This window comes from Amycolatopsis sp. CA-211722 (assembly GCF_056828465.1).
The window spans coordinates 3,213,887-3,238,878 of the sequence record NZ_CP184752.1 but is presented as its reverse complement, the minus strand read 5'-3'; the positions used below and the strand labels follow the sequence as shown (position 1 = coordinate 3,238,878).

The 24,992-nt window shown below is 68.9% G+C and carries 30 protein-coding genes; 21 read left to right on the top strand and 9 right to left on the bottom strand.

Annotated features, from left to right (window positions below; all coding sequences use genetic code 11):
* Positions 1-9 precede the first annotated feature (9 nt).
* The 5 genes from ACOCEP_RS16005 to ACOCEP_RS15985 all read left to right on the top strand — a co-directional run bounded on the left by ACOCEP_RS16005 (position 10) and on the right by ACOCEP_RS15985 (position 2,626).
* Positions 10-405 carry a nitroreductase/quinone reductase family protein gene (locus ACOCEP_RS16005; protein WP_482338073.1) on the top strand — a complete coding sequence of 132 codons (396 nt, stop codon included), beginning with the start codon at positions 10-12 and terminating at the stop codon, positions 403-405.
* 42 nt (positions 406-447) lie between these two features.
* Positions 448-843, top strand: coding sequence for a MerR family transcriptional regulator (locus tag ACOCEP_RS16000; protein ID WP_482338071.1), 396 nt, complete (start codon positions 448-450; stop codon positions 841-843).
* The gene (gene trxA / locus ACOCEP_RS15995) at positions 844-1,179 is read left to right on the top strand and encodes a thioredoxin (protein ID WP_482338069.1); all 336 of its coding nucleotides are present in this window, start codon (positions 844-846) and stop codon (positions 1,177-1,179) included.
* A gap of 340 nt (positions 1,180-1,519) precedes the next feature.
* Positions 1,520-2,143: a LysE/ArgO family amino acid transporter gene (locus ACOCEP_RS15990; protein ID WP_482338067.1), complete on the top strand. Its 624-nt coding sequence runs from the start codon at positions 1,520-1,522 to the stop codon at positions 2,141-2,143.
* A 57-nt stretch (positions 2,144-2,200) separates the two neighbouring features.
* Positions 2,201-2,626: a VOC family protein gene (locus ACOCEP_RS15985; RefSeq protein ID WP_482338066.1), complete on the top strand. Its 426-nt coding sequence runs from the start codon at positions 2,201-2,203 to the stop codon at positions 2,624-2,626.
* On the opposite strand, the gene ACOCEP_RS15980 is transcribed toward ACOCEP_RS15985, so the two are convergent.
* Genes ACOCEP_RS15980 through ACOCEP_RS15960 form a run of 5 tightly spaced genes read right to left on the bottom strand, consistent with a single transcriptional unit; the run spans position 2,623 to position 6,971 of the window.
* On the bottom strand, positions 2,623-4,386 hold the full coding sequence (locus ACOCEP_RS15980; RefSeq protein WP_482338065.1) for a S9 family peptidase: 1,764 nt from the start codon (positions 4,384-4,386) through the stop codon (positions 2,623-2,625). The two genes, ACOCEP_RS15985 and ACOCEP_RS15980, sit on opposite strands and share 4 nt — an antisense overlap.
* 4 nt (positions 4,387-4,390) lie before the next feature.
* A complete protein-coding gene (locus ACOCEP_RS15975) occupies positions 4,391-4,828 on the bottom strand; it encodes an SRPBCC family protein (protein ID WP_482338063.1) in 438 nt (145 codons plus the stop codon).
* Positions 4,825-5,157, bottom strand: coding sequence for an ArsR/SmtB family transcription factor (locus tag ACOCEP_RS15970; RefSeq protein WP_482338061.1), 333 nt, complete (start codon positions 5,155-5,157; stop codon positions 4,825-4,827). The genes ACOCEP_RS15975 and ACOCEP_RS15970 overlap by 4 nt, the downstream gene beginning before the upstream one ends.
* Before the next feature lie 52 nt (positions 5,158-5,209).
* On the bottom strand, positions 5,210-5,908 hold the full coding sequence (locus tag ACOCEP_RS15965; protein WP_482338060.1) for a lysoplasmalogenase family protein: 699 nt from the start codon (positions 5,906-5,908) through the stop codon (positions 5,210-5,212).
* A 52-nt stretch (positions 5,909-5,960) separates the two neighbouring features.
* The gene (locus ACOCEP_RS15960; RefSeq protein ID WP_482339731.1) at positions 5,961-6,971 is read right to left on the bottom strand and encodes a GlxA family transcriptional regulator; all 1,011 of its coding nucleotides are present in this window, start codon (positions 6,969-6,971) and stop codon (positions 5,961-5,963) included.
* A 43-nt stretch (positions 6,972-7,014) separates the two neighbouring features.
* Between ACOCEP_RS15960 and ACOCEP_RS15955 the strand changes: the two genes are divergently transcribed.
* From ACOCEP_RS15955 to ACOCEP_RS15915, 9 genes are all read left to right on the top strand, one after another.
* Positions 7,015-7,785 carry an NAD(P)H-dependent oxidoreductase gene (locus tag ACOCEP_RS15955; RefSeq protein WP_482338058.1) on the top strand — a complete coding sequence of 257 codons (771 nt, stop codon included), beginning with the start codon at positions 7,015-7,017 and terminating at the stop codon, positions 7,783-7,785.
* A gap of 52 nt (positions 7,786-7,837) precedes the next feature.
* On the top strand, positions 7,838-8,656 hold the full coding sequence (locus tag ACOCEP_RS15950) for an SRPBCC family protein (protein WP_482338057.1): 819 nt from the start codon (positions 7,838-7,840) through the stop codon (positions 8,654-8,656).
* Between the two features lie 68 nt (positions 8,657-8,724).
* Positions 8,725-9,876, top strand: a complete 1,152-nt coding sequence (locus tag ACOCEP_RS15945) for a sensor histidine kinase (RefSeq protein ID WP_482338055.1) — start codon at positions 8,725-8,727, stop codon at positions 9,874-9,876.
* Entirely contained in the window at positions 9,873-10,538 is a 666-nt protein-coding gene (locus tag ACOCEP_RS15940) for a response regulator (RefSeq protein ID WP_482338053.1), read from the top strand. Before ACOCEP_RS15945 ends, ACOCEP_RS15940 begins: the two co-directional genes overlap by 4 nt.
* Before the next feature lie 169 nt (positions 10,539-10,707).
* Positions 10,708-12,345 carry an acyl-CoA carboxylase subunit beta gene (locus tag ACOCEP_RS15935; protein WP_482338051.1) on the top strand — a complete coding sequence of 546 codons (1,638 nt, stop codon included), beginning with the start codon at positions 10,708-10,710 and terminating at the stop codon, positions 12,343-12,345.
* Complete coding sequence (locus ACOCEP_RS15930; protein WP_482338050.1) at positions 12,342-12,560, top strand: acyl-CoA carboxylase epsilon subunit; 219 nt, start codon at positions 12,342-12,344, stop codon at positions 12,558-12,560. Before ACOCEP_RS15935 ends, ACOCEP_RS15930 begins: the two co-directional genes overlap by 4 nt.
* 61 nt (positions 12,561-12,621) lie before the next feature.
* On the top strand, positions 12,622-13,455 hold the full coding sequence (locus tag ACOCEP_RS15925) for a helix-turn-helix domain-containing protein (RefSeq protein ID WP_482338049.1): 834 nt from the start codon (positions 12,622-12,624) through the stop codon (positions 13,453-13,455).
* Between the two features lie 197 nt (positions 13,456-13,652).
* The gene (locus tag ACOCEP_RS15920; RefSeq protein ID WP_126735206.1) at positions 13,653-13,859 is read left to right on the top strand and encodes a DUF397 domain-containing protein; all 207 of its coding nucleotides are present in this window, start codon (positions 13,653-13,655) and stop codon (positions 13,857-13,859) included.
* Positions 13,856-14,155: a hypothetical protein gene (locus ACOCEP_RS15915; protein ID WP_482338047.1), complete on the top strand. Its 300-nt coding sequence runs from the start codon at positions 13,856-13,858 to the stop codon at positions 14,153-14,155. Before ACOCEP_RS15920 ends, ACOCEP_RS15915 begins: the two co-directional genes overlap by 4 nt.
* A gap of 34 nt (positions 14,156-14,189) precedes the next feature.
* Here ACOCEP_RS15915 and ACOCEP_RS15910 read toward each other — a convergent pair whose 3' ends face one another.
* A complete protein-coding gene (locus ACOCEP_RS15910) occupies positions 14,190-15,995 on the bottom strand; it encodes a glycoside hydrolase family 3 protein (protein WP_482338045.1) in 1,806 nt (601 codons plus the stop codon).
* Between the two features lie 166 nt (positions 15,996-16,161).
* Here ACOCEP_RS15910 and ACOCEP_RS15905 point away from each other — a divergent pair, with 166 nt between their 5' ends.
* Positions 16,162-16,788: a Maf family protein gene (locus tag ACOCEP_RS15905; protein WP_482338044.1), complete on the top strand. Its 627-nt coding sequence runs from the start codon at positions 16,162-16,164 to the stop codon at positions 16,786-16,788.
* 100 nt (positions 16,789-16,888) lie between these two features.
* Complete coding sequence (locus ACOCEP_RS15900) at positions 16,889-18,253, top strand: dicarboxylate/amino acid:cation symporter (protein WP_482338042.1); 1,365 nt, start codon at positions 16,889-16,891, stop codon at positions 18,251-18,253.
* A gap of 84 nt (positions 18,254-18,337) precedes the next feature.
* Here ACOCEP_RS15900 and ACOCEP_RS15895 read toward each other — a convergent pair whose 3' ends face one another.
* A complete protein-coding gene (locus tag ACOCEP_RS15895) occupies positions 18,338-19,012 on the bottom strand; it encodes a hypothetical protein (protein ID WP_482339730.1) in 675 nt (224 codons plus the stop codon).
* Between the two features lie 83 nt (positions 19,013-19,095).
* On the opposite strand from ACOCEP_RS15895, the gene ACOCEP_RS15890 reads away from it, so the two are divergent.
* Together ACOCEP_RS15890 and ACOCEP_RS15885 are read left to right on the top strand one after the other, a co-directional pair.
* A complete protein-coding gene (locus ACOCEP_RS15890) occupies positions 19,096-19,380 on the top strand; it encodes an SAV_915 family protein (RefSeq protein ID WP_465417226.1) in 285 nt (94 codons plus the stop codon).
* A gap of 108 nt (positions 19,381-19,488) precedes the next feature.
* On the top strand, positions 19,489-21,282 hold the full coding sequence (locus ACOCEP_RS15885; protein ID WP_482338040.1) for an acetyl/propionyl/methylcrotonyl-CoA carboxylase subunit alpha: 1,794 nt from the start codon (positions 19,489-19,491) through the stop codon (positions 21,280-21,282).
* Positions 21,283-21,327: 45 nt separating this feature from the next.
* Here the strand turns inward: ACOCEP_RS15885 and ACOCEP_RS15880 are convergent, their stop codons facing one another.
* Positions 21,328-21,750, bottom strand: a complete 423-nt coding sequence (locus ACOCEP_RS15880) for a hypothetical protein (RefSeq protein ID WP_482338038.1) — start codon at positions 21,748-21,750, stop codon at positions 21,328-21,330.
* Positions 21,751-21,897: 147 nt separating this feature from the next.
* Between ACOCEP_RS15880 and ACOCEP_RS15875 the strand changes: the two genes are divergently transcribed.
* The 3 genes from ACOCEP_RS15875 to ACOCEP_RS15865 are packed head-to-tail and all read left to right on the top strand — an operon-like array spanning position 21,898 to position 23,330.
* On the top strand, positions 21,898-22,362 hold the full coding sequence (locus tag ACOCEP_RS15875; RefSeq protein ID WP_482338036.1) for a DUF1707 SHOCT-like domain-containing protein: 465 nt from the start codon (positions 21,898-21,900) through the stop codon (positions 22,360-22,362).
* 41 nt (positions 22,363-22,403) lie between these two features.
* Positions 22,404-22,778 (top strand): DUF1707 SHOCT-like domain-containing protein, encoded by a 375-nt coding sequence (locus tag ACOCEP_RS15870; RefSeq protein WP_482339729.1) that lies wholly within the window; start codon positions 22,404-22,406, stop codon positions 22,776-22,778.
* A 21-nt stretch (positions 22,779-22,799) separates the two neighbouring features.
* On the top strand, positions 22,800-23,330 hold the full coding sequence (locus ACOCEP_RS15865; protein ID WP_482338034.1) for a GNAT family N-acetyltransferase: 531 nt from the start codon (positions 22,800-22,802) through the stop codon (positions 23,328-23,330).
* 119 nt (positions 23,331-23,449) lie between these two features.
* Here the strand turns inward: ACOCEP_RS15865 and ACOCEP_RS15860 are convergent, their stop codons facing one another.
* Positions 23,450-24,913 carry a benzaldehyde dehydrogenase gene (locus ACOCEP_RS15860; RefSeq protein WP_482338033.1) on the bottom strand — a complete coding sequence of 488 codons (1,464 nt, stop codon included), beginning with the start codon at positions 24,911-24,913 and terminating at the stop codon, positions 23,450-23,452.
* Positions 24,914-24,992: the final 79 nt, after the last annotated feature.

Genomic DNA, 24,992 nt, shown 5'->3' with positions numbered 1-24,992 from the left:
CCTGGAGCCATGTCGCGCTATCACGAGATCAAGCACCGGGTGGCCACGACCTTCCAGCGCCACGTCGGCAACCCGATCCTCGGACGCCTGCCGTCCCAGCCGATCCTGGAGACCACCGGCCGCAAGTCCGGGGAGCCCCGGCGGACGCCGATCGGTGGCCGCCGGGTGGGCCGGTCGTTCTGGATCGTCTCGGAGTTCGGCGAGAAGTCTCAGTACGTCCGCAACATCCAGGCCGACCCGCGGGTCCGGCTCCGGCTCAAGGGGCGGTGGCACACCGGCACGGCCCGGCCCCTCCCCGAAGACGACCCCCGCGCCCGGCTGAAGACCCTGCCCACGGTCAACAGCGCCGCCGTGCGGGCGATCGGCACGGACCTCCTCACCATCCGGATCGATCTCGACGACTGAACGTTTGCCTTGACGCCAAGGGCAAGGTTTACGCTCGGTCCCATGCGGATCGGCGAGCTCGCCGCGCGTACCGGAACCACCACTCGCGCGCTGCGTTTCTATGAGTCACAAGGGCTTCTCGACGCACGGCGCGCGTCGAACGGCTACCGGGAGTACGACGAGGACGACTACCGCCTGGTGAACGAGATCCTGACCCTGCAAGCGGTCGGGCTCAGTCTCGAAGACACCAGGCCGTTCGTCGAGTGCCTGCGCGCCGGGCACGAGACCGGCGACTCGTGCGCCGATTCGATCGAGGTCTACCAACGCAAACTCGCCGAGGTGGACGCCTGTCTTGCCAGGCTCAACGACGTGCGCGAAGGCCTGCTGGCCAAACTGGCGGGCGCGCTGAAAACGCCACCGGGGCCGTGCGTCGTCGTGCCGCGAACCGAGGAGGCCTGAATGTCCCTGACCGTCGTCACCGACGAAACCTTCCAAGAGCTCGTCCTGGATCAGGACACGCCCGTCCTGGTGGACTTCTGGGCGCAATGGTGCCCGCCCTGCCACATGATCGCGCCGGTGCTCGAACAGATCGCCGAGGAACGCGCCGGCGCGCTGCTCATCCGCAAGCTCAACTCCGACGAGAACCCGCTCACGGCGCGGAATTATCAGGTCATGTCACTGCCGACGCTGATCCTCTTCCGGGGCGGGAGTCCAGTGTGGACGACCGTCGGGGCGCGACCCAAGGCCAAGTTGCTGGCCGACCTGGACGCCGCTCTGCAGCCCGCGCTCTCGTGAGTGGCCGGTAAGGCACCTGTGTCGCTCGGCGTTGCGAAAGCCACTTTCGCAACGTTGAAGGTTGCGAAAGCCACTTTCGCAACCTCGGCGCCTCCCGGTGCCCCCCGCAACCTGTCGCGAAAGCCACTTTCGCGACGTCTGATGTCCCGAAAGTGGCTTTCGCGACACGAGCACGAGGACCAAGGCGCCGCTGAAGTAATTGTGTTGCGTGACGGACCGTCGCTTCGCATCCTTCTCCCATGACTTCGACCCGCACCTTCCTGGCCCCGTCCTCCGTCGTCCGACGGGTGCGGGTGCTGCAGCAGGCCGGGTCCTGGCGGAGGCCGGCTCCAGTCCGGCCGTGAGCGCCGCGCTGGTCGCGGGCCTGCTCGCCGGGTATGGCATCGCCATCCCGGTGGGCGCGGTCGCGACCTATCTGGTGGTGCTGACGGCCCGGTCGGGCCTCAAGATCGGCGCGTACGCCGCGCTCGGCGTCGCCACGGCCGACGGGTTGTACGCGCTGGTCGCGGTCCTCGGCGGCGGCGGGCTCGTGCCCGTCATCGAGCCGATCGCCGTCCCGCTGCGCTGGGCATCCGTGGTCGTCCTGCTCGCGCTGGCCGTCCACATCGGACTCAGCGGGGTCCGGAACTTCCGTGACTCCGCGAAAGCCGAGGTGGCGCGACCGGTCGCGATCGAACCGATGAAGGCTTACGTGAGCCTGCTCGGGATCACGCTGCTGAACCCGACGACGGTGGTCTACTTCGCGGCGCTCGTCCTCGGCAGCGAAGACATGGCCGCGGCGAGCGGAGCGGAACACGTGGTCTTCGTGACGGCGGCCTTCGCGGCCTCGGCCAGCTGGCAACTGCTCCTCGCGGGCGGTGGCGCCATGCTCGGCAAAACGTTGACCGGACGCCGCGGACGGCTGGCGACGGCGCTGGCGTCGAGCGCGCTCATCACCGTGCTCGGGCTGCGGCTGCTCTGGTGAGAAAACCGCCGCGAATCGAGGACCGTGGTTGTCCGCATCGGTTGCGAGGCTGCGCCCATGACCGCAACCAAGGAACGCCCCGCCGACCTCCACACCTACCTCGCCTACCGTGACGCCCCGAAAGCCCTTCGCTGGCTCGAACGCGCCTTCGGCTTCGAGACCACCACGGAGTACCCCGACGACAAGGGCCTGATCCTGCACGCGGAACTGCGGCTCGGCGAAGTCCGGATCATCGTGTTCAGCGCGGAGGAGGACTACGACCGCCCGGCGCGCAAGGGTGAAACCGTCGGCCACGGCCTCTACGTGAGCCTTCCGACGCAGGACGCCGTGGACGCCGTGTTCGCTTCCGCCCTCGAAGCCGGCGCGACGTCGGTCTGGGAACCGGTGAACACCGAATGGGGCAACTACCGCTGCCGCGTCGACGATCTCGAAGGCTACGAATGGACTTTCGGCACGTACGTCCCCGGCGAACCGCAGGGCTAGAGCAACGGCGCGAACCACTCGCGGGCGCGGCGGAGCAGATCCAGCTGGTGCGCCCGCCCGGTGATCCGATGGCCTTCGCCGGGATAGACGACGAAATCGTGTTCGACGCCGAAATGGCGTAGCGCGCGATGGAAGAATTCCGCTTGGGACAACGGGACGTTCGTGTCGTCCGCACCGTGCACGATCAGCACGGGGGTCTCGATCTCCGACGCGTAGGAGATCGGGCTGAGCCGATCGTGCCGGTGCGGGCCGGTCCCTTCCCAGCCGATGCTCCCGCCATGCGCGGATTCCACCAGCGGACCGAGTTCACCGGTCGCGGCGAGCATTCCCCAGTCACAGATCCCGGCGACCATCAGCGCCGCCTTGAACCGGCGGGTCTGCCCGACGGCCCAAGCCGTCATGTATCCGCCGTGACTCCCGCCCACGATCCCGAGCCGCTCCGGATCGGCCACTCCTTCGGCGACCAGGAGGTCGATCCCGGTCTCGATATCGCCCCATTCCTCCAGGCCGACCCGTCCCGCGACGGCAGCGGCGAATTCGTGCCCATGGCCTTGTCCCCCACGGGGATTCGGCAGGAAGACGGCGTGCCCCGCCGAGGCCAGCCACTGCGCCGACGGGAACCAGCCGAGCATGAAGCGGTCCGCGTGGCGGTCATACGGTCCACCGTGAACCACGGTGACCAGCGAGAAAGGCCCGTCGGCCCGGGTCCTTCCGGGCGGCAGGACGAGCAGCCCGTCCAGCGCGAGACCATCGGAAGCCTTGTAGGACAAGCGTTCCTGGGCACCCCACGGAACACCGGCGAACTCCGGCGCCGTGTCGCTCACGCGCGTCGGCCGCTCATCGATGAGTCCACAATGGACATCCTTGGGGCGGTGCGCGGTGCTCAGCACGGTGACCACGATCTCGCCGTTCGAGGCCAGCTCGTCGGCATGCCCGCGCCAGAAGGACACTTCGCCGTCGCCGAGCCGATGGAGGGCCGTGTCGAGACCGTCGGCGACGAGCATCAGCGGAGCACCGGAACCGACCTGCGTGAGCTTGACCGGGCAGGCCGATTCCGGTGTCAGGTTCCGGTGCTCCCCCGTTTCCACGGGCACGTCGAAGACCGCCCGGCCGCCCACCGGTTCCGGATTCCCGAGGTACGCGACGTGCCAGCCGCCCTCGTCGCGCCACCAGACGGGGCAGGCGGCTTCGAACGCGGCCCGGCCGAGGTCGCGCCGTTCCCCGGTTTCCAGATCCAGCGAGGAAAGCCGGGGTTCGAGACTGCCGGCATCGAGTTCCGGGGTCGGCCACGTCACCACGGCGAGCGCCTTGTCGTCCTGACGGCGGGCCACGTCGACCACATGGTCTTCGATCAGCGTCGTGATCTCGCCGGTCCGTGGATCGAAGCTCCGCAGCCGCGCCGGGCGAAGGCTCTCGCTCCAGACCCAGATCTCCGCGGCGGGCGCCTCGTCTTCGGCGATGAACACGATCCGCTCACGCATCGGGACGAACGCCGTGATCTCACTCCCCCAGGCGAACAGCGGCCCGTCCTCCGTGTGGATCAGCCCGTCACGGAGGAAATAGAGAGAATCCCGTGACCACCCGGGCGAGGAACCTTCTGCCAGCTTCCGCGGCTCCTCGCCTCCGGCCACGGCCGCCAGCCAGATCTCAGGGCCGCCCTTCGCGATGGTGGCCACCTGATAGGCGATCCACCGTCCGTCCGGGGAGAGAGCGGGGTTCGACGGGACACGGCTGTCTACGATCAGCTCAGCGGTCAGCATGTGTTCATACTGCCGACAAAGCCTTTCCCAGCGCATCGAGCCAATCGTTCGTCCCCTGCTCCCGCCACGCCGGTTCCTCGTGGCCGTCGAGGAAGGTGCCCTGCTCGATCAACGTCAGCCGCGTTCCGCCGTCCTCGGCTTCGAGCAGGATCGTCGTGACCGACACGGTCGCCACGACGTCGTCCGCGGAGAGCGTTCCGGCGTAGACGATCCGCTCGTTTTCCGCGATGTCCTCGTAGCGGGCTTCGAAGACCGGCCGCTTGCCGTCGGCGGGGCCGCTGATGACCTCGCGGCCGCCGACCCGGAAGTCCAGGGAGTGCCCGCCGCCGGGCACGGTGATCCAACCGGCCTTCGCGGCCGGATCCGACCAAGCGGCGAAAACGCGTTCCGGCGCGACGGGGTAGACGCGCTCGAGGGTGAAAGTGGCGTGTTTGACGGTCATGGCCTTTTCCCTTCGTCGGTGTCCAGAAAGCCGCCAAGGCGATCGAGCCGGTGTTCCCAGCCGGTGCGCTGCCCGCCGAGCCAGTCCTCGGCCCTCCGCAGCCCCTCCGGTTCGAGGTGGCAGGTGCGGACCCGCCCCGCCTTCTCCGACCGGACGAGCCCGGCGGCCTCCAGCACCTGGAGGTGCTGCATCACGGCGGGCAGCGACATCGACAACGGCTGCGCGAGCTCCCCTACCGAGGCGGGTCCCCGGGTGAGGCGCTCGATCATTTCGCGGCGCGTCCCATCGGAAAGCGCCTTGAACACCTGGTCCATGCTTTGGTTAGGCACATGCTTAACTATCCGCCCACGCCGAGCTTTAGTCAAGTAGATGCTTAAGTTTTCAGTCTTCGGCGGTCATGCCCTCGACGAGCAGCCACTGCGACGCGAGATACGACGTCAGCACGAAGGTTTCAAGGTTGGCCCGCACCCGCTCACTGGTGACGAAATCGCGTCGGATCAGGATCGCCAGATCCGACGCGGAGAACAGCAGCGCGCCGGCCGCGATCCAGGTGCGGCGGTCACCCGACGGGATCACCATCCCGCCCGAGACCTTGGCCTTCGGCGCCAGCGCCGGGTCGGCCGCAAGGGTCGACGTCGTGCTCAACAGGCCTCCGTAGACCGAAAGCACCGAAGAGACCGGAGAGGGCTTCGGCAACGCCATCGCGACCGCGGCCGCCGCCCACGCCGCCAGCCGGGGCGGCGCGGTCGCCGCGCGCGGACGGGCACCGCGACGCCACAGCAGCGCGGAGTACAGCACCTGCATGACACCGAACGACGTCGCGCCCTTGATCAACTGGCCGTCCTCGTCGGATCGGCCCATGAAGTGATCGCCCGCGCCCGCCGCGATCAACGCGGCGACGAGCAGGCCCTTCTCCCCCGCCGCGAGCCCCCGCGAGCGCGCGACCCTGGCGGCGAGCACCGGGACCGCGGCCGGCTTGGTCACGAGCTGCAGCTTCCGATTGCCTGTCCTCGCGGAGTACACCGTGCCGATCGCGGCAGCGGCGAACAACACCCGTTCGGCGAGCTTGAGGGCCTTCACGAACCACCTCCGGAACTTATCTCTGGGTAAGTTACCAGGCGGTCAGCAGATTTCAGACGGCTTCGCGGAAGGTGTTCCGGTAAGCGCTCGGCGAGACCCCCAAGGCCGCCTGCAGATGCTGGCGCAGCGACGCGGCGGTGCCGAAGCCCGCTTCGGCGGCGACCTTGTCCACCGGCAGATCGGTCTCTTCGAGCAGCTGACGGGCCCGTTCGATCCGCTGCTGGGTCAGCCACTGCAACGCCGAAATCCCGACTTCGTCGCGGAATCGCCGCGTGAAGGTCCTCGTGCTCATCGCCTCTTTCGCCGCCAGCTCACGCAACGTCAACGGCCTGCCGAGGTTCTCGAGCGCCCAGGCCCGCGCGGCCGCCGTCGAGGAGGACTGCGGTTCCGGCACCGGCCTCCGGATGAACTGTGCCTGCCCGCCCTCGCGATGCGGCGAGACGACCGTCCCGCGCGCGACCTCGTTCGCGACCGCGGCACCGTGATCGCAGCGGATCATGTGCAGGCACAGATCGATCCCGGACGCCACGCCCGCCGCGGTCAGGACGTTCCCGTCGTCGGTGTAGAGCACGTTGGGATCGAGATCGACCTTCGGGAACTTCGCCTGGAAGTCCAGCGCCGAACGCCAGTGCGTGGTCGCCCTCCGGCCATCGAGCAGGCCGGCGGCGGCGAGCACGAAGGCACCCGTGCAGATCGACGCGATCCTGGCCTCCGGCCTGATCAGCTCCAGCGCCCGCGCGAGCGGCTCGGTGAGGTCGTGCCCCGACGGTTCGTACTCGGTGGACGACGCCGGGATGACCACGGTGTCGGCCTCGGCCAGCACCTCCGGCCCGAGCGCGACCGAGATCGTGACGTCGGCGTCGGTCCGGATCCGCCCAGGCTCAGGCGTGCAGGTGACGACCTCGTAGAGCGGCTCGCCGTCGGCGGACTTGGCCGTGCCGAACAGGCGGGCGACGATGCCGAGCTCCATCACCAGCATTCCGTGGCGGACCAGGACGGCGACCCGATGACGGCCGGGATGCTCGAAGAAGGCCATGGCTCGATTCTTGCACATGTTGTCCATCGGGCCACTCGTCCCGGCCGGGAGAACGCGCGACGGTGGGTTCATGAACGTGCTGTGGATCTACGCCCATCCGGAACCCCGCTCCCTCAGTGGCTCGCTGCGCGACGAAGGATTGCGCACCCTCCGGGCGCAGGGCGCCGACGTCCGGGAATCCGATCTGTACGCGATGAAGTGGAAGGCGGTCGTCGACGCCGGCGACTTCGGCCGGGCCGCTTCCCCGGACCGGCTCATCGTCGGCTCGACGTCGAAGAAGGCCTTCGAGACCGGCGAGCTCGGCGAGGACATCCGCGCCGAGCACGGAAAACTGACCTGGGCGGACACCGTGATCATCCAATTCCCCCTGTGGTGGTACGGAATGCCCGCCATCCTCAAGGGCTGGTTCGACCGCGTTTTCGTCAAGGGTTTCGCCTACGGCGTCCAGCGCCCCGACGGCAGGACGGCGCGCTACGGAGAAGGCGCGCTGGCCGGGAAACGCGCCATGGTCGTGCTGACCGCGGGCGCGCCGGAGGCCACGATCGGCCCGCGCGGGGTGAACGGCGAACTCGGCGACCTGCTGTTCCCCTTGCAGCACGGGACACTCTGGTACACGGGCATGTCCGTGCTTCCCCCGCTGACGATCTGCGGCGCCGACCGTGTTTCGCCCGAGCACTACGAAGCGGCCGCCGCGTCGCTGCGCGCACGGCTGCGGACACTGTCCACTCAGGAACCGATCCCGTTCCGCCACCAGAACGGGGGCGATTACGACGACGATCTGGTCCTGCGCCCGGAACTCGCGCCGGGGCGCGGCGGGATCGGCGTCCACCTCGACACTTGACCGAATATTAGCCCGTGGTTATATTAGCGTCCAAGCACATAAGGGGGTAACCGTGAACTCTCGCGCCCGGTTGGAGACCGACGGGGAACGTCCCGCGCTGCGGATGGAACGGCGTCTCGCGGACCGGCCGGAGCATGTCTGGCAGGCGATCACCGAACCGTCGAAGCTCGCGAAGTGGTTTCCCGCGACGGTCACGGTCGACCTGCGGCCGGGCGGAAAGATCGAGTTCGGCTTCGAGGGCGAAGAGGCCCCGACCGCGGGCGAAGTCCTCGAAGCCGACGAACCCCGCGTGTTCGCGTTCAGCTGGAACGACGACGTGCTGCGCTGGGAGATCACTCCGGACGGCGACGGCAGCCGTCTGCTCTTCACGCATACGTTCGGCCGTGGTGAACCCGCCATCGCCAAGATCGCGGCACCCCGCACGGCCGCCGGCTGGGACAGCTGCCTGGTGGCGCTCGTCGCCCTGCTCGACGGCGTGGACCATGAGCCGTCGGCCGACTGGGCCGGCCCGATCGAGGCCTACACCGAAGAGTTCGGGCTCGCCGAGGGCGAAGTCCTGGAAACCGATGACGGCAAGGTGATCCGCTTCCGTCGCGACCTGGTCTGGAAACCGCTCGACGAGATCTGGACCCGGCTCACCGCCGAACCGGCCGAGGGCACGGTCCTCCGCGAGGAACCGCCGCGGCTGCTGGAGTTTTCGCTGCCACGGGGAGGGATCGTCCGCTGGGAGTTCAGCCATTCCGAACTCGACGGCACCATGGTCGAGGTGACCCAGACCGTCCCCGCCGGACAGGACGACGTCGTACCCGAAGCGCTGCGGAGCTGGCGGGAGAAGCTGAAGGGGTTCTTCGCGGCGACTCAGGGAAGCTGATCTCCACCCAGGGGATGACCTCCGCCGGACGGACGCGCACGCGCCGCCCTTCTGGTTGAGTTCGCCGTATGAAACAGCCGTCGGCGCTCCCCCAACGGGTGGCGTACACGATCGACGCGTTCCTCGCGCTGGTGCTCGTCGTGGCCGTCGGCGGGAACCTGGCGGCGGGGACCTGGACGTTCCTCGTCGCCATCCCGATGTGGCTCGCCTGGGCGACGGTGGCCGCCAGCGGGATCGCGATCGCGCTGCGGCGCCATCGGCCCCTGGTCGCCTACGGCCTCGGCCTCGGCAGCCTGGTCCCGGCCCTGCTCGCCGGCAACGGGCTGGGCCCGGCCGCGCTCCTGGCCACCGCCTGCGCGCTGTACACCGTGGCGCTGGAACATCCGCGCACCCGCTCGCTGATCGCGATGGGTCTCGGCCTGGTCGTCGTCATGATCTTCGAGTTCCTGCGGCTCGGGCCGAACACGATCGCGTCGACGGCCTTCGCGGGCGGCGGCGTGGCGGGCTCGTGGGCACTCGGCTGGATGACGCGGCAACGGCGCGCGAACCTGGCCCAGCTCGCCGAAACCCAGGCCGACCAGGCGGTTTCCGACGAACGGCTGCGGATCGCGCGCGAAATGCACGACGTCGTCGCGCACAGCATGAGCCTGATCGCGGTCAAGGCGGCCGTCGGCAACCACGTCGCGAGGGAACAGCCCGAAGAAGCCCGCGAAGCGTTGCGGGTCATCGAACTCACCAGCCGGGAGACGCTCGTCGAACTCCGGCGGATGCTCGGAGTCCTCCGTTCCGGTGACGGGACGCCCGAAGCCGCGCTCGGCCCCGCGCCGAAACTCGCCGATCTGCGGACCCTGGCCGAACGCGCCGGACAGGCCGGGGTGCGCGTGGAGCTGACCGGCGAGGTGGTGGACGACCTCCCCGAAGGTGTCGCGCTTTCGGTCTACCGCATCACGCAGGAGGCGGTGACCAACGTCGTGAAGCACGCGGGACCGTCCGCCTGCCGCGTCACGATCACCGAAGGCCCCGGCGAGGTCAGCGTCGAGATCGTCGACGACGGGCGTGGCGAAGTCTCACCACCAGCCGTGGGCGGGCACGGCTTGATCGGCATGCGCGAACGCGTCGCCGTCTACGGTGGTGACTTCGCAGCGGGCCCGGTGCCCGCCGGGGGATTCCGGGTGTTCGCGCGGTTGCCGTACGCCGCCAAGGAAATGGGGACACGATGATCCGCGTACTGATCGCCGACGACCAGGCGTTGCTGCGCGGCAGTTTCCGCGTGCTCGTCGACAGCGCGCCGGACCTCGAAGTCGTCGGAGAGGCGAGCGACGGCGCGGAGGCCGCGGAACTCGCCGAGAAGGAACGCCCCGACGTCGTGCTGATGGACGTCCGCATGCCCGAACTGGACGGGATCGAAGCGACCCGGCGGATCTGCGCGTCGGCCGCCACCGAAGGCGTCCACGTGCTGATGCTGACCACGTTCGACCTCGACGCCTACGTCTATTCGGCGCTGCGCGCGGGCGCGAGCGGATTCCTGCTGAAGGACACGCCGCCCGCCGAACTGCTGAGCGCGATCCGGGTCGTCGCGGCGGGCGAGGGACTGCTCGCCCCGTCGATCACGCGAAGGCTCATCGCCGAGTTCGCCCGGCTGCCGGACCCCGGTCAGCGCGTCGCGGCTTCGCTGGACAACATCACCACGCGTGAACGCGAGGTGCTGAGCCTGATCGCGCGCGGCCTGTCGAACGACGAGATCGCCGGGACCCTGCACCTCGGGCTGGCGACGGTGAAGACGCATATCGGCCACCTCCTGCACAAGCTCGCGGCGCGGGACCGGGCACAGCTGGTGATCGCGGCTTACGAGTCCGGGCTGGTGCGGGCCTCAGTCCAGTGACGTCCGCCCAGTCACGTGAATCCTCACGGACATGTCGCGAAAGCCACTTTCAGGACATCAGACGTCGCGAAAGTGGCTTTCGCGGCACCCCACCCGGCCCCGCCCCCGAAGACCGGACGTTGCCTACGCCACACGCGAAGTGACCGTCGAGTAGCTAGGCTGCGGTTTCATGAGCAGTGCGACGGAGCCGCTCGGGACGCCGCCCGAGGACGAACCGGACATCCACACCACGGCCGGCAAGCTGGCCGACCTGTACCGCCGGTACGACGAGGCGGTCCACGCGGGTTCCGCGAGGGCGGTGGAGAAACAGCACGCCAAGGGCAAGAAGACCGCCCGCGAGCGGATCGACCTGCTCCTGGACGAGGGCTCCTTCGTCGAGCTCGACGAGCTCGCGAAGCACCGCTCGGTCAACTTCGGCCAGGAGAAGAACCGGCCCTACGGCGACGGCGTCGTCACCGGCTACGGCACCGTCGACGGCCGTCCGGTGTGCGTGTTCAGCCAGGACGTCACGGTCTTCGGCGGTTCACTCGGTGAGGTGTACGGCGAGAAGATCGTCAAGGTGATGGACCTGGCGATCAAGACCGGCCGCCCGATCATCGGCATCAACGAGGGCGGCGGCGCGCGGATCCAGGAAGGCGTCGTCTCGCTCGGGCTGTACGGCGAGATCTTCAACCGCAACGTCAAGGCGTCCGGCGTCATCCCGCAGATCTCGCTGATCATGGGCGCCAACGCGGGCGGGCACGTCTACTCCCCCGCACTGACCGATTTCGTGGTGATGGTCGACAAGACCTCGCACATGTTCATCACCGGTCCCGACGTCGTGAAGACCGTGACGGGTGAAGAGGTCTCCTTCGAGGAACTCGGCGGCGGGCGCACGCACAACACCCGTTCGGGCAACGCGCACTACCTCGGGTCCGACGACGAGGACGCGATCGCCTACGTCAAGGAGCTGCTTTCGTTCCTCCCGGCGAACAACCTGTCCGAGGCGCCGCTCTTCGAGACAGACTCCGCGCCCGGGGGATTCTTCGACGACGTCAGCGAGTCCGACCGCGAACTCGACACGCTGATCCCGGACTCGCCGAACCAGCCGTACGACATGCACGAGGTCATCAACCGCGTCGTCGACGACGGCGATTTCCTCGAGGTGCACGAGCTGTTCGCGCCTAACATCCTGGTCGGCTTCGGCCGGGTGGACGGGCGCAGCGTCGGCATCGTGGCGAACCAGCCGACCCAGTTCGCCGGCTGCCTCGACATCGACGCGTCCGAGAAGGCCGCGCGTTTCGTGCGCACCTGCGACGCGTTCAACATCCCCGTGCTGACCTTCGTGGACGTCCCGGGTTTCCTGCCCGGCACCGACCAGGAGTGGAACGGCATCATCCGGCGCGGCGCGAAGCTGATCTACGCCTACGCCGAAGCGACCGTCCCGCTCATCACCGTCATCACCCGCAAGGCGTACGGCGGCGCGTACGACGTCATGGGTTCGAAGCACCTCGGCGCGGACATCAACCTGGCCTGGCCGACGGCGCAGGTCGCGGTCATGGGCGCGCAGGGCGCGGCGAATATCGTGCACCGCAAGACCCTCGCCGCGGCCGCCGCCGACGGCAAGGACGTCGACGCGCTCCGCGCCGAGCTGATCCAGGAGTACGAAGACACGCTCCTGAACCCGTACGCGGCGGCCGAGCGCGGCTACGTCGACTCGGTGATCGTGCCCGCGCACACCCGCGGCCACATCGCGAAGGCGCTCTCGCTGCTCCAGGGCAAACGGGAGACGCTGCCGCCCAAGAAGCACGGGAACATCCCGCTGTGACCGCGCCCGAAACCCCGCTGCTGCGCGTCGTCCGGGGCAACCCGGACGACGCCGAACTCGCCGCGCTGACCGCCGTCGTCGCGGCGGCGGCCGGCGCGCGGGCACCGGAACCGGCCGCGAAACGGGAATCGTGGTGGGCGGACAAGGCTTCGCTCGTCCGGGCGCCGCTCGCGCCCGGCGAAGGGGCCTGGCGGGCTTCGGCGCTCCCTCGCTGAAAGCGGCTTCGCGGGCTATCGTGACGGATCCGCTGACCGTGCTCGCCCCAGAAAGCCGTGCGTGACGAACCAGGACCACCTCTCCACCGAATTGCGCCGTCTGCGCAAAGCCGCCGGGTTGTCCGGTACCGAAGCGGCCAGGCTCACCGGCCTCAGCCAGTCGAAGGTCTCGCGGGTCGAAACCGGCGCGTTCATGCCGACCGAGGACCAGGTCGTCGCGCTGTGCCGCGTCTACCGCGCGCCCGCGAAGGTCCGGCGGACGCTCGTCGCGATCACGCGGGATCTCCGTGAAGAGGCGTCGTCCGCCCGCGTCGTCCTCCAGCGCGGTGCCTGGCGGATGCAGCAGCGCATCGGCAAGATCGAGTCGGCGTCCGCCCGGATCCGGAGTTTCCAGCCGACCATCGTGTTCGGGCTGCTTCAGACCCGCGACTACATCACCGCCCTGTTCGGTGATTCACTGCCCGCCGGCGAACGCGACCAGACGGTGGAGGCCAGGCTGGAGCGCCAGCGGATCCTCGACTCGAACCGCGAGTTCCACTTCGTGCTCACCGAAGGCGCCCTCCGCTGGAACATGGGCGGCGCGGCGACGATGCTGGCCCAGCTCGATCACCTCGTCGAGGTGTCCCGGCAGGGCCGGGTGCGCCTGGGCGTGATCCCGTGGACCGCCCCGGTCTCGGTCCCGGTCCTCCACGGTTTCGACATCTACGATTCGCGCGCGGTGCTCCTCGGCACCCAGACGGCCACGGCGCTCGTCACGGACGAGCGCGAAGTGGCCGACTACGAGAAGAACTTCGCCGAAGTCGAGCACTACGCCACCTACGGCGACATCGCCTGCTCGCATCTGACACGGATCGCCGCCGACTACCGACAGCTCGCGGCCGATTCACTTCGGTGACCTAAGACCCTTTGCGCTATGCACTCCGAGAGTGCATCGTGAGTAAAGCAGCTGTCGGTGAAGGTGCCTTTTCGTGCGCCGAACGCGATCACCGAAGCCGTTCACCGACCAGCGGGCGCAGATCACCCGATCTCGCCAACCTTGCTGCCGCGCAACCCGTCTACTTGCCGAAACAGTCACTGGGGAAAGGGCCTCCGATGACCACCTGGCACGAGAACATGACCGGCTGGCACAAGTCGACCTACACGCACTGGGAAGAGAACGCCTGCGTCGAAGTCGGCGCCGCGCCCGGCCTGGTCGGGATCCGGGACACCAAACAGTGGGCGATGCCGGACGAGATCCGGCCGATCCTGGTGCTTCCGGCCGAGTCCTTCGCCGCGCTCCTCGAGCACCTCGGACGATGAACGACGTCGCCGAGCCGTACATGGTCCACCATCCACGGGAGATGGCGGGCCAGCTGCTCAACGGCAACTGGATCGTCGCGCGGTGGGAGCACCTCGGCGAGGACGAAGACCTCGACCACTGGACGGCCGTCCTGCGGAGCCACTGCGAAGAACTCGACGTCGATCCGTACGTCATCAACATCCCGCGGAAGAGCCTGACCATCGTCTTCAACGGCGCCCTCCCCGCGCCGACGTTCGAACAGCTCGAGAACTCGATCGCGGCCATCGAGTACCACCGCTGGTCTCGTGAGTGGTAAGGACGGTTAGAACCGTCCTTACCACTCACGAGACCTACCGGCGGTATCGCAGGCCGTAGCCGTACGGGTACAGCGCCTTCTTGCCGTCACCGACGTTCACCGGTTCCTGCGCCGCGCTGGCCGGCCAGCTGAACGTCAGCTTCCCGGTCGGGTTGTAGTCGCCGTAAAGGACATCGGCGACACCGGCGCCTTCGCTGCCCGGGAGCCAGGCGGCGAGGAGCCCGTCGAACTGCGGCAGCTGCGCGGCGATGTCGAGCGGGCGCCCCGACACGGTCACCACGACGACCGGGACTCCGGACGCCTTCAGCTTGGCGATCGTGGCGAGGTCTTCCGCGTCGAGCCCGAAGCCGTTCGGCCGGTCTCCCTGTCCTTCGGCGTACGGCGTTTCGCCCACCACGGCGAGGGCGACCTGGTAACTGCCGTCGATTCCGTCACCCGCACGGTCATAGGTCACCGTGGTTCCCTTCCCCGCCCCCGACTTGATCCCGTCGAGGATGGTCGTGCCCGGGATCACCGGGCCGCTCTGCCCTTGCCAGGTGAGCGTCCAGCCGCCCGCCTGGTTGCCGATGTCGTGCGCGTTCTTGCCCGCGACGAAGATCTTGTTGTTCTTCTTCGCCAGTGGCAGCACACCGTCGTTCTTCAGCAGCACCTGGGATTCACGGACGGCCTGCCGGGCCAGTTCACGATGTTCCTTGCTGCCGAACGTCTTCTGGAGCGAACGGTCGGTGTACGGATGCTCGAACAGGCCGAGCTTGAACTTCTCCGCCAGGATGCGGCGGTTCGCGTCGTCGATCCGGTCGCGCGAAACGCGGCCGGCTTCGACTTCGGCCTTGAGGTAGGCGATGAACTGCGGCGCGTCCCACGGGACCATGAACATGTCGATGCCCGCGTTGACCGAGAGCCGCACCTCTTCGGGAGTGAAGCCCTCCTTGCCGTCGATCTGGTTGATCGCGTTGTAGTCCGAGATCACCAGCCCGCGAAACCGCAGCTCCTTCTTGAGGACGTCGGTGATGAGGTACTTCTCGGCGTGCATGCGCACCCCCTGGAAGCTGGAGAACGAGATCATCACCGAGCCGACCCCGCGGTCGATCGCCTCCCGGAACGGCGGCAGATGGATCTGGCGCAGTTCGCGTTCGCTCACTTCGGTGTTGCCCTGATCGACGCCGTTGGTCGTGCCGCCGTCGCCGACGTAGTGTTTCGCCGTCGCGAGCACGGATCCCGGTTTCTCGCCGAGCCTGCGCCCCTGAAGCCCGGTGATGGCCGACGCGTTCGCGATGGCGTCACGCGGGGATTCGCCGAACGATTCGTAGGTCCGGCCCCACCGATCGTCACGGGCGACGCACAGGCACGGCGAAAAGTCCCACTGCGGACCGGTTCCCGCGACCTCCAGCGCCGTCGCGCGGCCGATTTTCTCGACCAGGCGCGGATTGTTGGCCGCACCGAGGCCGATGTTGTGCGGGAAGATCGTCGCGCCGTAGACGTTGTTGTGGCCGTGCACGGCATCGACGCCGTAGAGCGTGGGAATGCCGAGCGGCGTCGAGATCGCCGCCTTCTGGTACGAGTCGACCATGTCGGCCCACCCGTTCGGCGTGTTGCTGGCGGGCACGGAGCCGCCACCGGAGAGCAGTGACCCCAATTTGAGCGCGGCGGCCTGCTCGGGCGTTACGGCACCGCGTTCGGCCTGCGTCATCTGGCCGATCTTGTCGTCGAGGCTCATCCGCTCGAGCAGGTCGTTCACCCGCGCGGACGTCGATGCGTGAGGATTCTTGTAAACCGGCCCCGGGGCGGCGGACGCCACCGGCGCCAGGGCCGTACCGGCCAGGAGAAGTCCTGCGAGCACTGTGGTTTGCGTCGTGCGAAGTGATCTTCTGACGCGGAGGCGGGGCGACATTGGTTCCTCCGTAGCTCGAACAATCCATATGTTGCGCGCCACAACAAACTAGCTCCACGTACCCGTGTCCCAGGTCACAATTAGGCAACAGCGGGCTGTCGAGTACCTTCCCCTGGTGCGTTTCGTCCTCGCTTCCCAGTCCCCCGCCCGCCTCGGTGTCCTGCGTTCCGCGGGCTTCGACCCGAGCGTCGTCGTGTCCGGCGTCGACGAGGACGCGGTCGCCGCGTCCCTGACCGATCCGGCTCCCGAGGAGCTGGTCCGCGCGCTCGCCGCCGCGAAGGCCGAAGCGGTTTTCGAGGCGCTCGGCGGCCACGGTGACCTGGTGATCGTGGGCTGCGATTCGATGCTGTCGATCAACGGCGAGATGGTCGGGAAGCCGATCACGCCGGAAGCCGCGCGCGAGCGCTGGGCGTCGATGGCGGGCAAGACCGGTGAACTTCTGACCGGCCACGCGATCATCCATGTCGAGAACGGCGTGAAGACGAAAGAAGCGTCCGGCACCGAAGGCACCACTGTTCGCTTCGGCACGCCGTCGCAAGAAGAAATCGAGGCGTACATCGCCTCCGGGGAGCCGCTTCAGGTGGCCGGCGGCTTCACCCTCGACGGGCTCGGCGGCTGGTTCGTCGAGGGCATCGACGGCGATTTCTCGAGCGTCATCGGGATCAGCCTCCCGCTGACGCGGCGTTTGCTGGCCGAGGTCGGCGTGAGCGTCATCGATCTGTGGACTCGTCCCGCATCCTGAGACGACTCCCACACGAACGGGTGATCCGGAAGAGTCCTGCCTCGCCGAACGTTCTTCACGTTCGGGAAATCAGGAAACTTTCACGCACCGGAGTCGCCCCGTGTCTTTCATTCGGACCTACACAAGGCCAAAGGTCTTCGCGGCGGCGGTCCTCGGCTCGCTCGTCGTGGGCGCCCTGCTCGGCGTGCTCGCCAGGACGACCGAGGCGAGCTGGCTGACCGACCTGCTCGACCAGATCGGCACGATCTTCACGACGCTGCTGCAGATCGCGGTGATCCCGCTGGTCTTCACGGCGATCGTGGTCGGCATCAACAGCCTGCGCAACCTCGGTGGCGGCAAGAAGGCCGCGCGGCTGGGCGGCAAGACCGTCCTGTGGTTCGCGATCACCTCGTTCATCGCGTCCCTGATCGGCATCGCCGTCGCCAAGCTGTTCAACCCGGGCAGCGGGGGCCTCGGCGAGGGCGTCGCCGCGACGGCGAAGAACGCGGACAGGGCCGCCAAGAGCACCGAGAACTGGGGTTCCTGGAGCGCCTTCGTCGAAGGCCTGCTGCCCAAGAACTTCTTCACCGCCTTCACCGAGGGCGAGACGCTGCAGGTGCTGTTCCTCGCCGTGCTCATCGGCGCGGCCGCCTACAGCCTCGGCGACAAGGCCAAGCCGTTCGTCGACTTCACCACCAGCGTCTTCGAGATCATCCAGCGCTACCTCGGCTGGATCGTCCGGCTCGCCCCGATCGGCATCGTCGGCCTGATCGGCGCCGCGGTCGCGAACTACGGTGACGCCCTGTTCCGGCCGCTGTTCACCACCACGCTCGCGGTGTACGTCGGCTGCTTGGTGGTGCTGCTGGTGGTCTACCCGATCCTGCTGCAGTTCGTGGCGAAGGTCAGCCCGCTCAAGTTCTTCTCGAAGGCGGGCACGGCGATCCAGTTCGCGTTCGCTTCGCAGTCTTCGGCCGCGACGCTCCCTCTCACCCGGCAGTCCGCCGTGAACCTGGGTGTCCAGCCCGCGTACGCCGCCTTCGCGACTCCGCTGGGCAGCGCCACGAAGATGGACGGCTGCGCCGCGGTGTTCCCCGCGATCGGCGCCATCTTCATCGCGAACCTGTCCGGGGTGTCGCTGAACATCTGGCAGTACGTGGGGATCGTCGTGGTCGCCGTGCTCGGCGCGCTGGCCACCGCGGGTACCACCGGCTGGCTGACCGCGCTGACCCTGACCACCGCGTTCATCGGGCTCGACGCGCAGCAGGTGGCGCTCGGGATCGCGCTGATCTACTCGGTGAACCCGATCATGGACATGATGCGGACCGCGACCAACGTCGCCGGCCAGATCGTCGTGCCGGTGGTCGTCGCCCGGGGCGAAGGTCTGCTGGACGACGACGTGCTCAACTCGCCGACGGACCCTTCGCCGACTCCAGATGGCGAAGCGGCCACTACCTCCGCCAAGGAGCCTGCCACCGCGGGTGCGTGACGCTTCTTTGAGCGCGTGAAGGCCCCCTTCCCTCGGCTGAGCCGAGGGAAGGGGGCCTTCAGGCGCGTTCGTCCCTTGCTCCCCTCAGGGGCAAGCCCGCAGATCCGCCTTCGTCAACCGCACGTCCGGCCACCCCCGCAGCTCCGAGGGCGCGGTGTACCGGCGCGTGCAACCCACCGAGCCGCGCGCGACGTCGTAGACCTCCGCGAGCACGGGCGCCGCCTGGCATCGCGCCGAGCCGGACTGCGCGCCGGGGCATTCGTGCCGCACGACGATGACGTCCGCGATCCCGTCGGCGGTCACGTCGTTCAGGGCGACCGTCCCGGCGTCGGAGAAATAGGGCTTCCCGGTGTCCCGCCAGACCCCGCCGCGCGCGACGAACAACTCGCCCGCCGAGCCGCCGCCCGCGTCGCCGCGCACCAGGCACACCGGCGTCGTGCCATCGACGCAGCGCAGAGAATCGCCCTTCAGGGTGACCCCCATGTCGTTGAGCATCAGCGGGTACACGGTGTCCGCGCCGATCCGGACCACCCCCTCCTTGCCCGCGTCGTCGGCCAGCAGCACGACCGGCAGCCCGCCGACGGTCATCGCGCCGATCTCCCGGCAGGCGGAGGCACCGCAGTTGACGCTGGGGGCACCGTCGGACACCGGCGGCACGCCAGGGGCGCCGTCGGGCGCCGGAGCGGCGGGACGGAGCAGGACCACGGCCACGATCACGCCCGCCGTCACCACCACCGCCAGCAGCGCGGTGAGCAGCACCGATCCCGGCGCCCGCGCTTCCTGAGTCCGCATATCCGAGAGCGTAAGTGATCTAGCGCAGAGTGCACGTCTATGTTGTTCCTGTGACGAACCCCGGACTGCCCAGCGCTCTGTTCCTCCCGACGGCTAAGAAGCCGAAGGACTACACGAGCGCGGAGATCGAACTCCGCGCCACCAAGGACGGCCGGATGGCACTGATCGCCTTCAGTTCCGTGCAGCGCCTGGTCGAGTGCTGCGGTCCGCACCAGCCGTGGGCGCTGGTCAAATCCGAGCACCTCGGCCGGGTCCACCAGGCCCAGCCGTACGACCTGATCGTGCTCGATTCCGACCTTCCGGAAGAACTGCGCCACCGCTCCGCGCTGGTATAAACGGAGGTCACCGGGTGGCCTTGCTCTCACTAATCGGGGCGGGAATTTCACTAAACTGCTGCCGAGCCGCATCGGGGCGGCCCGACGTGCGAACGCAGGAGGTACGGCGTGACCGAGCAGGCCGGCACAGGTGGTCCGGTGACCAAGATCCTGATCGCGAACCGCGGGGAAATCGCGGTACGGGTGATCAGGGCGGCGAAGGACGCCGGGCTGACCAGCGTGGCCGTCTACGCCGAACCGGACCGTGACGCACCCCATGTCCGCCTCGCGGACGAGGCCTTCGCCCTCGGCGGCACCACCGCGGCCGAGAGCTACCTCGTCTTCGACAAGCTGCTCGACGCCGCCAAGCGGTCGGGCGCGGACTCGGTCCACCCCGGCTACGGGTTCCTTTCCGAAAACGCGGACTTCGCCCAGGCGGTCATCGACGCCGGGCTGACCTGGATCGGGCCGAGCCCGCAGGCCATCCGCGACCTCGGGGACAAGGTCACCGCGCGCCACATCGCGCTGCGCGCCGGCGCCCCGCTCGTGCCCGGAACCAAGGACCCCGTCGCGAACGCCGACGAAATCATCGCCTTCGCCGACGAGCACGGTCTGCCGGTCGCGATCAAGGCGGCGTTCGGCGGCGGCGGCCGCGGACTGAAGGTCGCCCGCACCCGTGAGGAGATCCCGGAGCTCTTCGAATCCGCGACGCGCGAGGCGATCTCCGCCTTCGGCCGCGGCGAATGCTTCGTCGAGCGGTACCTGGACAAGCCGCGTCACGTCGAGGCGCAGGTCCTCGCCGACCAGCACGGCAACGCCATCGTCGTCGGCACCCGCGACTGTTCGCTGCAGCGCCGCCACCAGAAGCTGGTCGAGGAGGCGCCCGCGCCGTACCTGACCGACGAGCAGCGCAAGCGCATCCACGAATCCGCGAAGGCGATCTGCAAGGAAGCCGGCTATTACGGCGCCGGGACCGTCGAGTACCTCGTCGCCGTCGACGGCACGATCTCGTTCCTGGAGGTCAACACGCGTCTCCAGGTCGAGCACCCGGTGTCCGAGGAGACCACGGGCCTCGACCTCGTGCGCGAGATGTTCCGCATCGCGCGCGGCGAGAAGCTGCGGATCACCGAGGACCCGGAACCCCGCGGCCACTCGATCGAGTTCCGCATCAACGGCGAGGACGCCGGCCGCGGCTTCCTGCCCGCGCCCGGCACCGTGACGAAGTTCGTCGCGCCGAGCGGCCCCGGCGTCCGCGTCGACTCGGGCGTCGAGTCCGGCAGCGTGATCGGCGGCCAGTTCGACTCGATGCTCGCGAAGCTGATCGTCACCGGCTCGGACCGGCAGAACGCGCTCGAGCGCAGCCGCCGCGCGCTGGCCGAGATGGTCGCCGACGGGATGGCGACGGTCCTGCCGTTCCACCGCGTGATCGTGGACGACCCGGCCTTCGTCGGCGACGAGAACGGGTTCAGCGTGCACACCCGCTGGATCGAGACCGAATTCGAGAACACCATCGAGCCGTTCGTGGCACCGGAAGCCGCCGAAGCCGAGGAAGAGCCGCCGCGGCAGAACGTCGTCGTCGAGGTCGGCGGCCGCCGTCTCGAAGTGTCGCTCCCCGGCGGGTTCTCGCTCGACGCTGGTGGCGGCGGCGGGACGGCCGTGAAGGCCAAGCCGCGCAAGCGCGCGGGCGGCACCAAGGCGGCGGTCAGCGGCGACGCGGTCACCGCGCCGATGCAGGGCACCATCGTCAAGGTCGCCGTCGAAGAGGGTCAGCGGGTCGAGGCGGGCGAGCTGGTCGTCGTGCTCGAAGCGATGAAGATGGAGAACCCGGTCACCGCGCACAAGGCGGGCACCGTCACCGGCCTTTCGGTCGAGGTCGGCGCCGCGGTGACGCAGGGTACCCAGCTGTTCGAGCTGAAGGATTGACCACGTTCCCGGTGAGTCCACTGTGGACTCACCGGGAACACCGGGTCAGCAGTACTGCTTCTCCACGTGGATGTCCTGGTGGGTACGGATCTTGTACCACCAGCCCGCCTTGCCCTTCCAGTCCTCGTCCCACCAGAAGCCGGGGAAGGTCCAGGTGGACAGCGTCCCCTTGGCCTTGCACTTGACGTAGACGCCGTCCCAGTCCTGGTCCTTGGGAGTCTTCTGGCCGGGCTTGAGCCGCCGCCATTCGGTGCCGGGCTTCGGGCCGTTCGAGTCGAACGTCCGGATCGCCCAGATGTCGTGGCCGGACTTGTTGAGCACCGTGCCGCAGATCTTGACGGCGCAACCGCCGCGCACCTCGACCTCTCCCTCCGGCGAGGTCGTGGCGTCGGCCGACGCCACGCCGAGCGGCAGCGCGGCGACCGCGATCCCGGCCGCCAGCGCGACCTTGGTGATGAACTTCCGCATGAGATCCCCCTCTCGAGCACGCCCGAGTCCCGGACGCGTGACCAGGGTGGAGGCCGCGGCGTGACCGGGACAACACCTTTGCGCCGAGACGAAAAGATGGGCGGATGCCGTGGTTGGCCGAGCCTCGCCCGGCCTACCATCGGAGGGGTGAGCGAGGTTCCCTCCCCGCGGCTGCGGATCAGCGACCAGGATCGCGAGTCCGCGCTGACCGCGCTCGGCGAGCACATGAGCGTCGGCAGGATCGACATCGACGAGTTCGGTGAGCGGTCCGCGCTGGTCACCGCCGCGAAGACGCGCGGCGAACTGTCCGAGGTCTTCGCCGACCTGCCCGAACCGCATCCGCGCTACGACACGCCCACGACCGTCGTGAGCGAACCGGAGAAACCGGCGTCGCCGTGGGCGGGCATCTCCCCGCTGCAGCGCGTCATGGGCGCGCTCCTGCCGATCCTTTTCATCGCCACCATCGCGGTCATCATCACCACCGGCATCACCTGGTGGTTCATCCTCGTCCCGATCGGGATCAGCGCCGTCGGCGAGGGTATCTGGGGCAAGGGCTGGGAGAACTCCCACAAGAAGCTCGGGAAGCAGCGCCGACGGGAACTCGACGGCTGATCCGGCCGTAGACTCGGGACGTGAGTGCCGAGAGACCGGACATGCGGCTGAGCGACGCCGAACGCCAAGACGCGCTCGAAGCGCTGGAAGAGCATGTCCGCACCGGCAGACTCGACCTCGACGAGTTCGGCTCGCGGTCGGCGAAGGTCAGCGCGGCGAGGATGGTCAGCGAGCTCGAACCGCTGTTCACGGACCTGCCCTCGCCCCGCCCCGCGGCGCTGCTCCCCCTGCCGCCGATGCCCGGTGTCGCGCAGGCGTCCGCGAAGAACGAGGTCCAGCCGTCCAAATGGCTGACGGCCAGCGCGGTGCCGATCGCCGCCGCGGTCGCGATCGCGTTGTTCTTCTTCACCCGAGGGACGTTCCTCGTCTTCCTGCTGCCGCTGGCCGTCGCGCTGATCATGAGCCGTCGCCGCTGACGGGCCGGTTACCCTCGAAGAGTGGAACCGGTGGAGATCAACGCGGGCGAGTACTACCTGCGGCAGCTGCGGGCGGACAAGGCCCTCGACGACCGTCCGGCGCTTGTCGCGGCCTTCGCCGACCCGACGCACCGCAAGTACGTCCTGAACTACCGATTGCGGGACCTCGACGAGGCGACCGAGTACGTCGCGCTGCGCGCCGCCCAGTGGGCGGGCGACGAGCGCTGTTCGTGGGCGGTGGCCGAGCCGACGACCGGGGACCTGCTGGGCGAGGTCGGTCTGCGGGACCTCGATCTCGACTCCGGGTACGCGGAAGCGTCGGTCTGGGTGCGCGCGGCGTCGCGGGGCAAGGGGGTCGCGAGCACCGCGCTCAGCGCCGCCTTGCGCTTCGGTTTCGGCGGGCTCGGCCTGCGCGAGGTCAGCTACCGCTACGAGGAGACCAACGAGGTGTCCGCCTCGGTCGCCCGCAAATGCGGGTTCACCCTGGTCGGGCCCGAACTGGACCCGGCCCCGACCGGGGAACGCCTCATCCGCTGGCGCCGCACCGCCTGACCCTCCCCGCGTTTCGTCCTCTAGTTGCGATAGTACGTGACACGAACTACCGCAACTAGAGGACTAAATGCGGTAGTACGTAGTGCGAACTACCGCAACTAGAGGACGAAACGCGGGGGTCAGAAGGGGTAGGTCGGGGGCGGGTTCCGGACGGTGACCCATCGGGTCTCGGTGAACGCCTCGATGTTCGCCGCCGCGCCGCCGAAGCGGCTCCCGGTGCCCGAAGCGGCGACGCCACCGAAGGGGCTGTTCGCCTCATCGCTGACGGTCTGGTCGTTGATGTGCACGATCCCGGTCGGGACGCGGTCGGCGAGCTCCAGTCCTTTGAGGACATCGCGCGTGACGATCCCCAGCGAGAGCCCGTACTCGCTCGCCGTCGCGAGGCGGACGGCCTCCTCCGCGTCGGAGAACCGCACGACCGGCGCGACCGGGCCGAAGATCTCCTGGGCGACCGCGGGCGCCGTCGGCGGAACGTCGGCGAGCACCGTCGCCGAGTAGAACAGCCGGTCGTACTCGGCACCGGCGGCGACCCGCGCCCCCGCCGAGACACTGGCCGTGACCAGCTCGTGGATCTTGTCCCGCTGCCCGGCGTCGATGATCGGCCCGAGCGCGACCTCGTCCCGCGCCGGGTCGCCCACCCGCAGCGCGGCCGCCTTCGCCGCCAGCCGCTCGACGAAGTCGTCGTAGAGCCGCTCGTGCACCAGGTGCCGCCCGGTGGTCATGCAGATCTGGCCTTGATGGAAGAAGGACCCGAACGCGGCGACTCCGGCGGCTTCGTCGACGTCCGCGTCGTCGAGCACGATGAGCGCGGAGTTCCCGCCCAGCTCCAGGTGTGCCCGCTTCAGGTGTTTCCCGGCGAGTTCGCCGACCTTGCGCCCGGCCCCGGTCGACCCGGTGAACGAGATGACCCGGACCGCCGGATGCGTCACCAGCGTCTCGCCGACGTCCGCGCCGCCCGGCAGCATCTGCAGCACCCCCGGCGGCAGGCCGGCTTCCTCGAAGATCCGCGCGAGGACCACGCCACCGGTGACGGCGGTGCGCGGATCCGGCTTCAGGATGACCGCGTTCCCCAGCGCGAGCGCCGGGGCCACCGAGCGGATGCCGAGGATGATCGGCATGTTGAACGGCGAGATCACCGTGACGACGCCGGCCGGGACGCGGCGCGCCATCGAAAGACGCGGTTCCTCACTCGGCAGGAGCTCACCGTACGGGCGTCCGGGCAGGGCCGCCGCTTCGTAGCATTCCTGCTCCGCGACGTGCAGCGAAAAACCCGCGACTCCCGGCACGGCGCCGACCTCGCGGACGTTCCACCAGCGGATCTCGTCGGCGTACTCCGACCACAGCGTGGCCGCCTTGCGCAGGATCGCGGCCCGCTGGACGTGCGGTGTCGCCGCCCAAGCCCGCTGCGCCTCGGCCGCCGTTTCAGCCGCTTTCGCGGCGTCTTCGGCCGAGGCCATCCCGATGCTTCCCAGCACCGCTCCGGTCGCGGGCTCCGTGACCTTCCGGGTGCCGCCGGTGCCGGGCACCCAGGAACCGCCGGCGAAGATCCGGTCCGTCCACGTCGACGAGTCGAGAAACACCACAAGGCCGCCTTCCGTCTCTGTGCCTGATCAAGGAGCCCGCGGCCGCGATCGACGTCGGCAGGGCGCTGATCGAACTTCT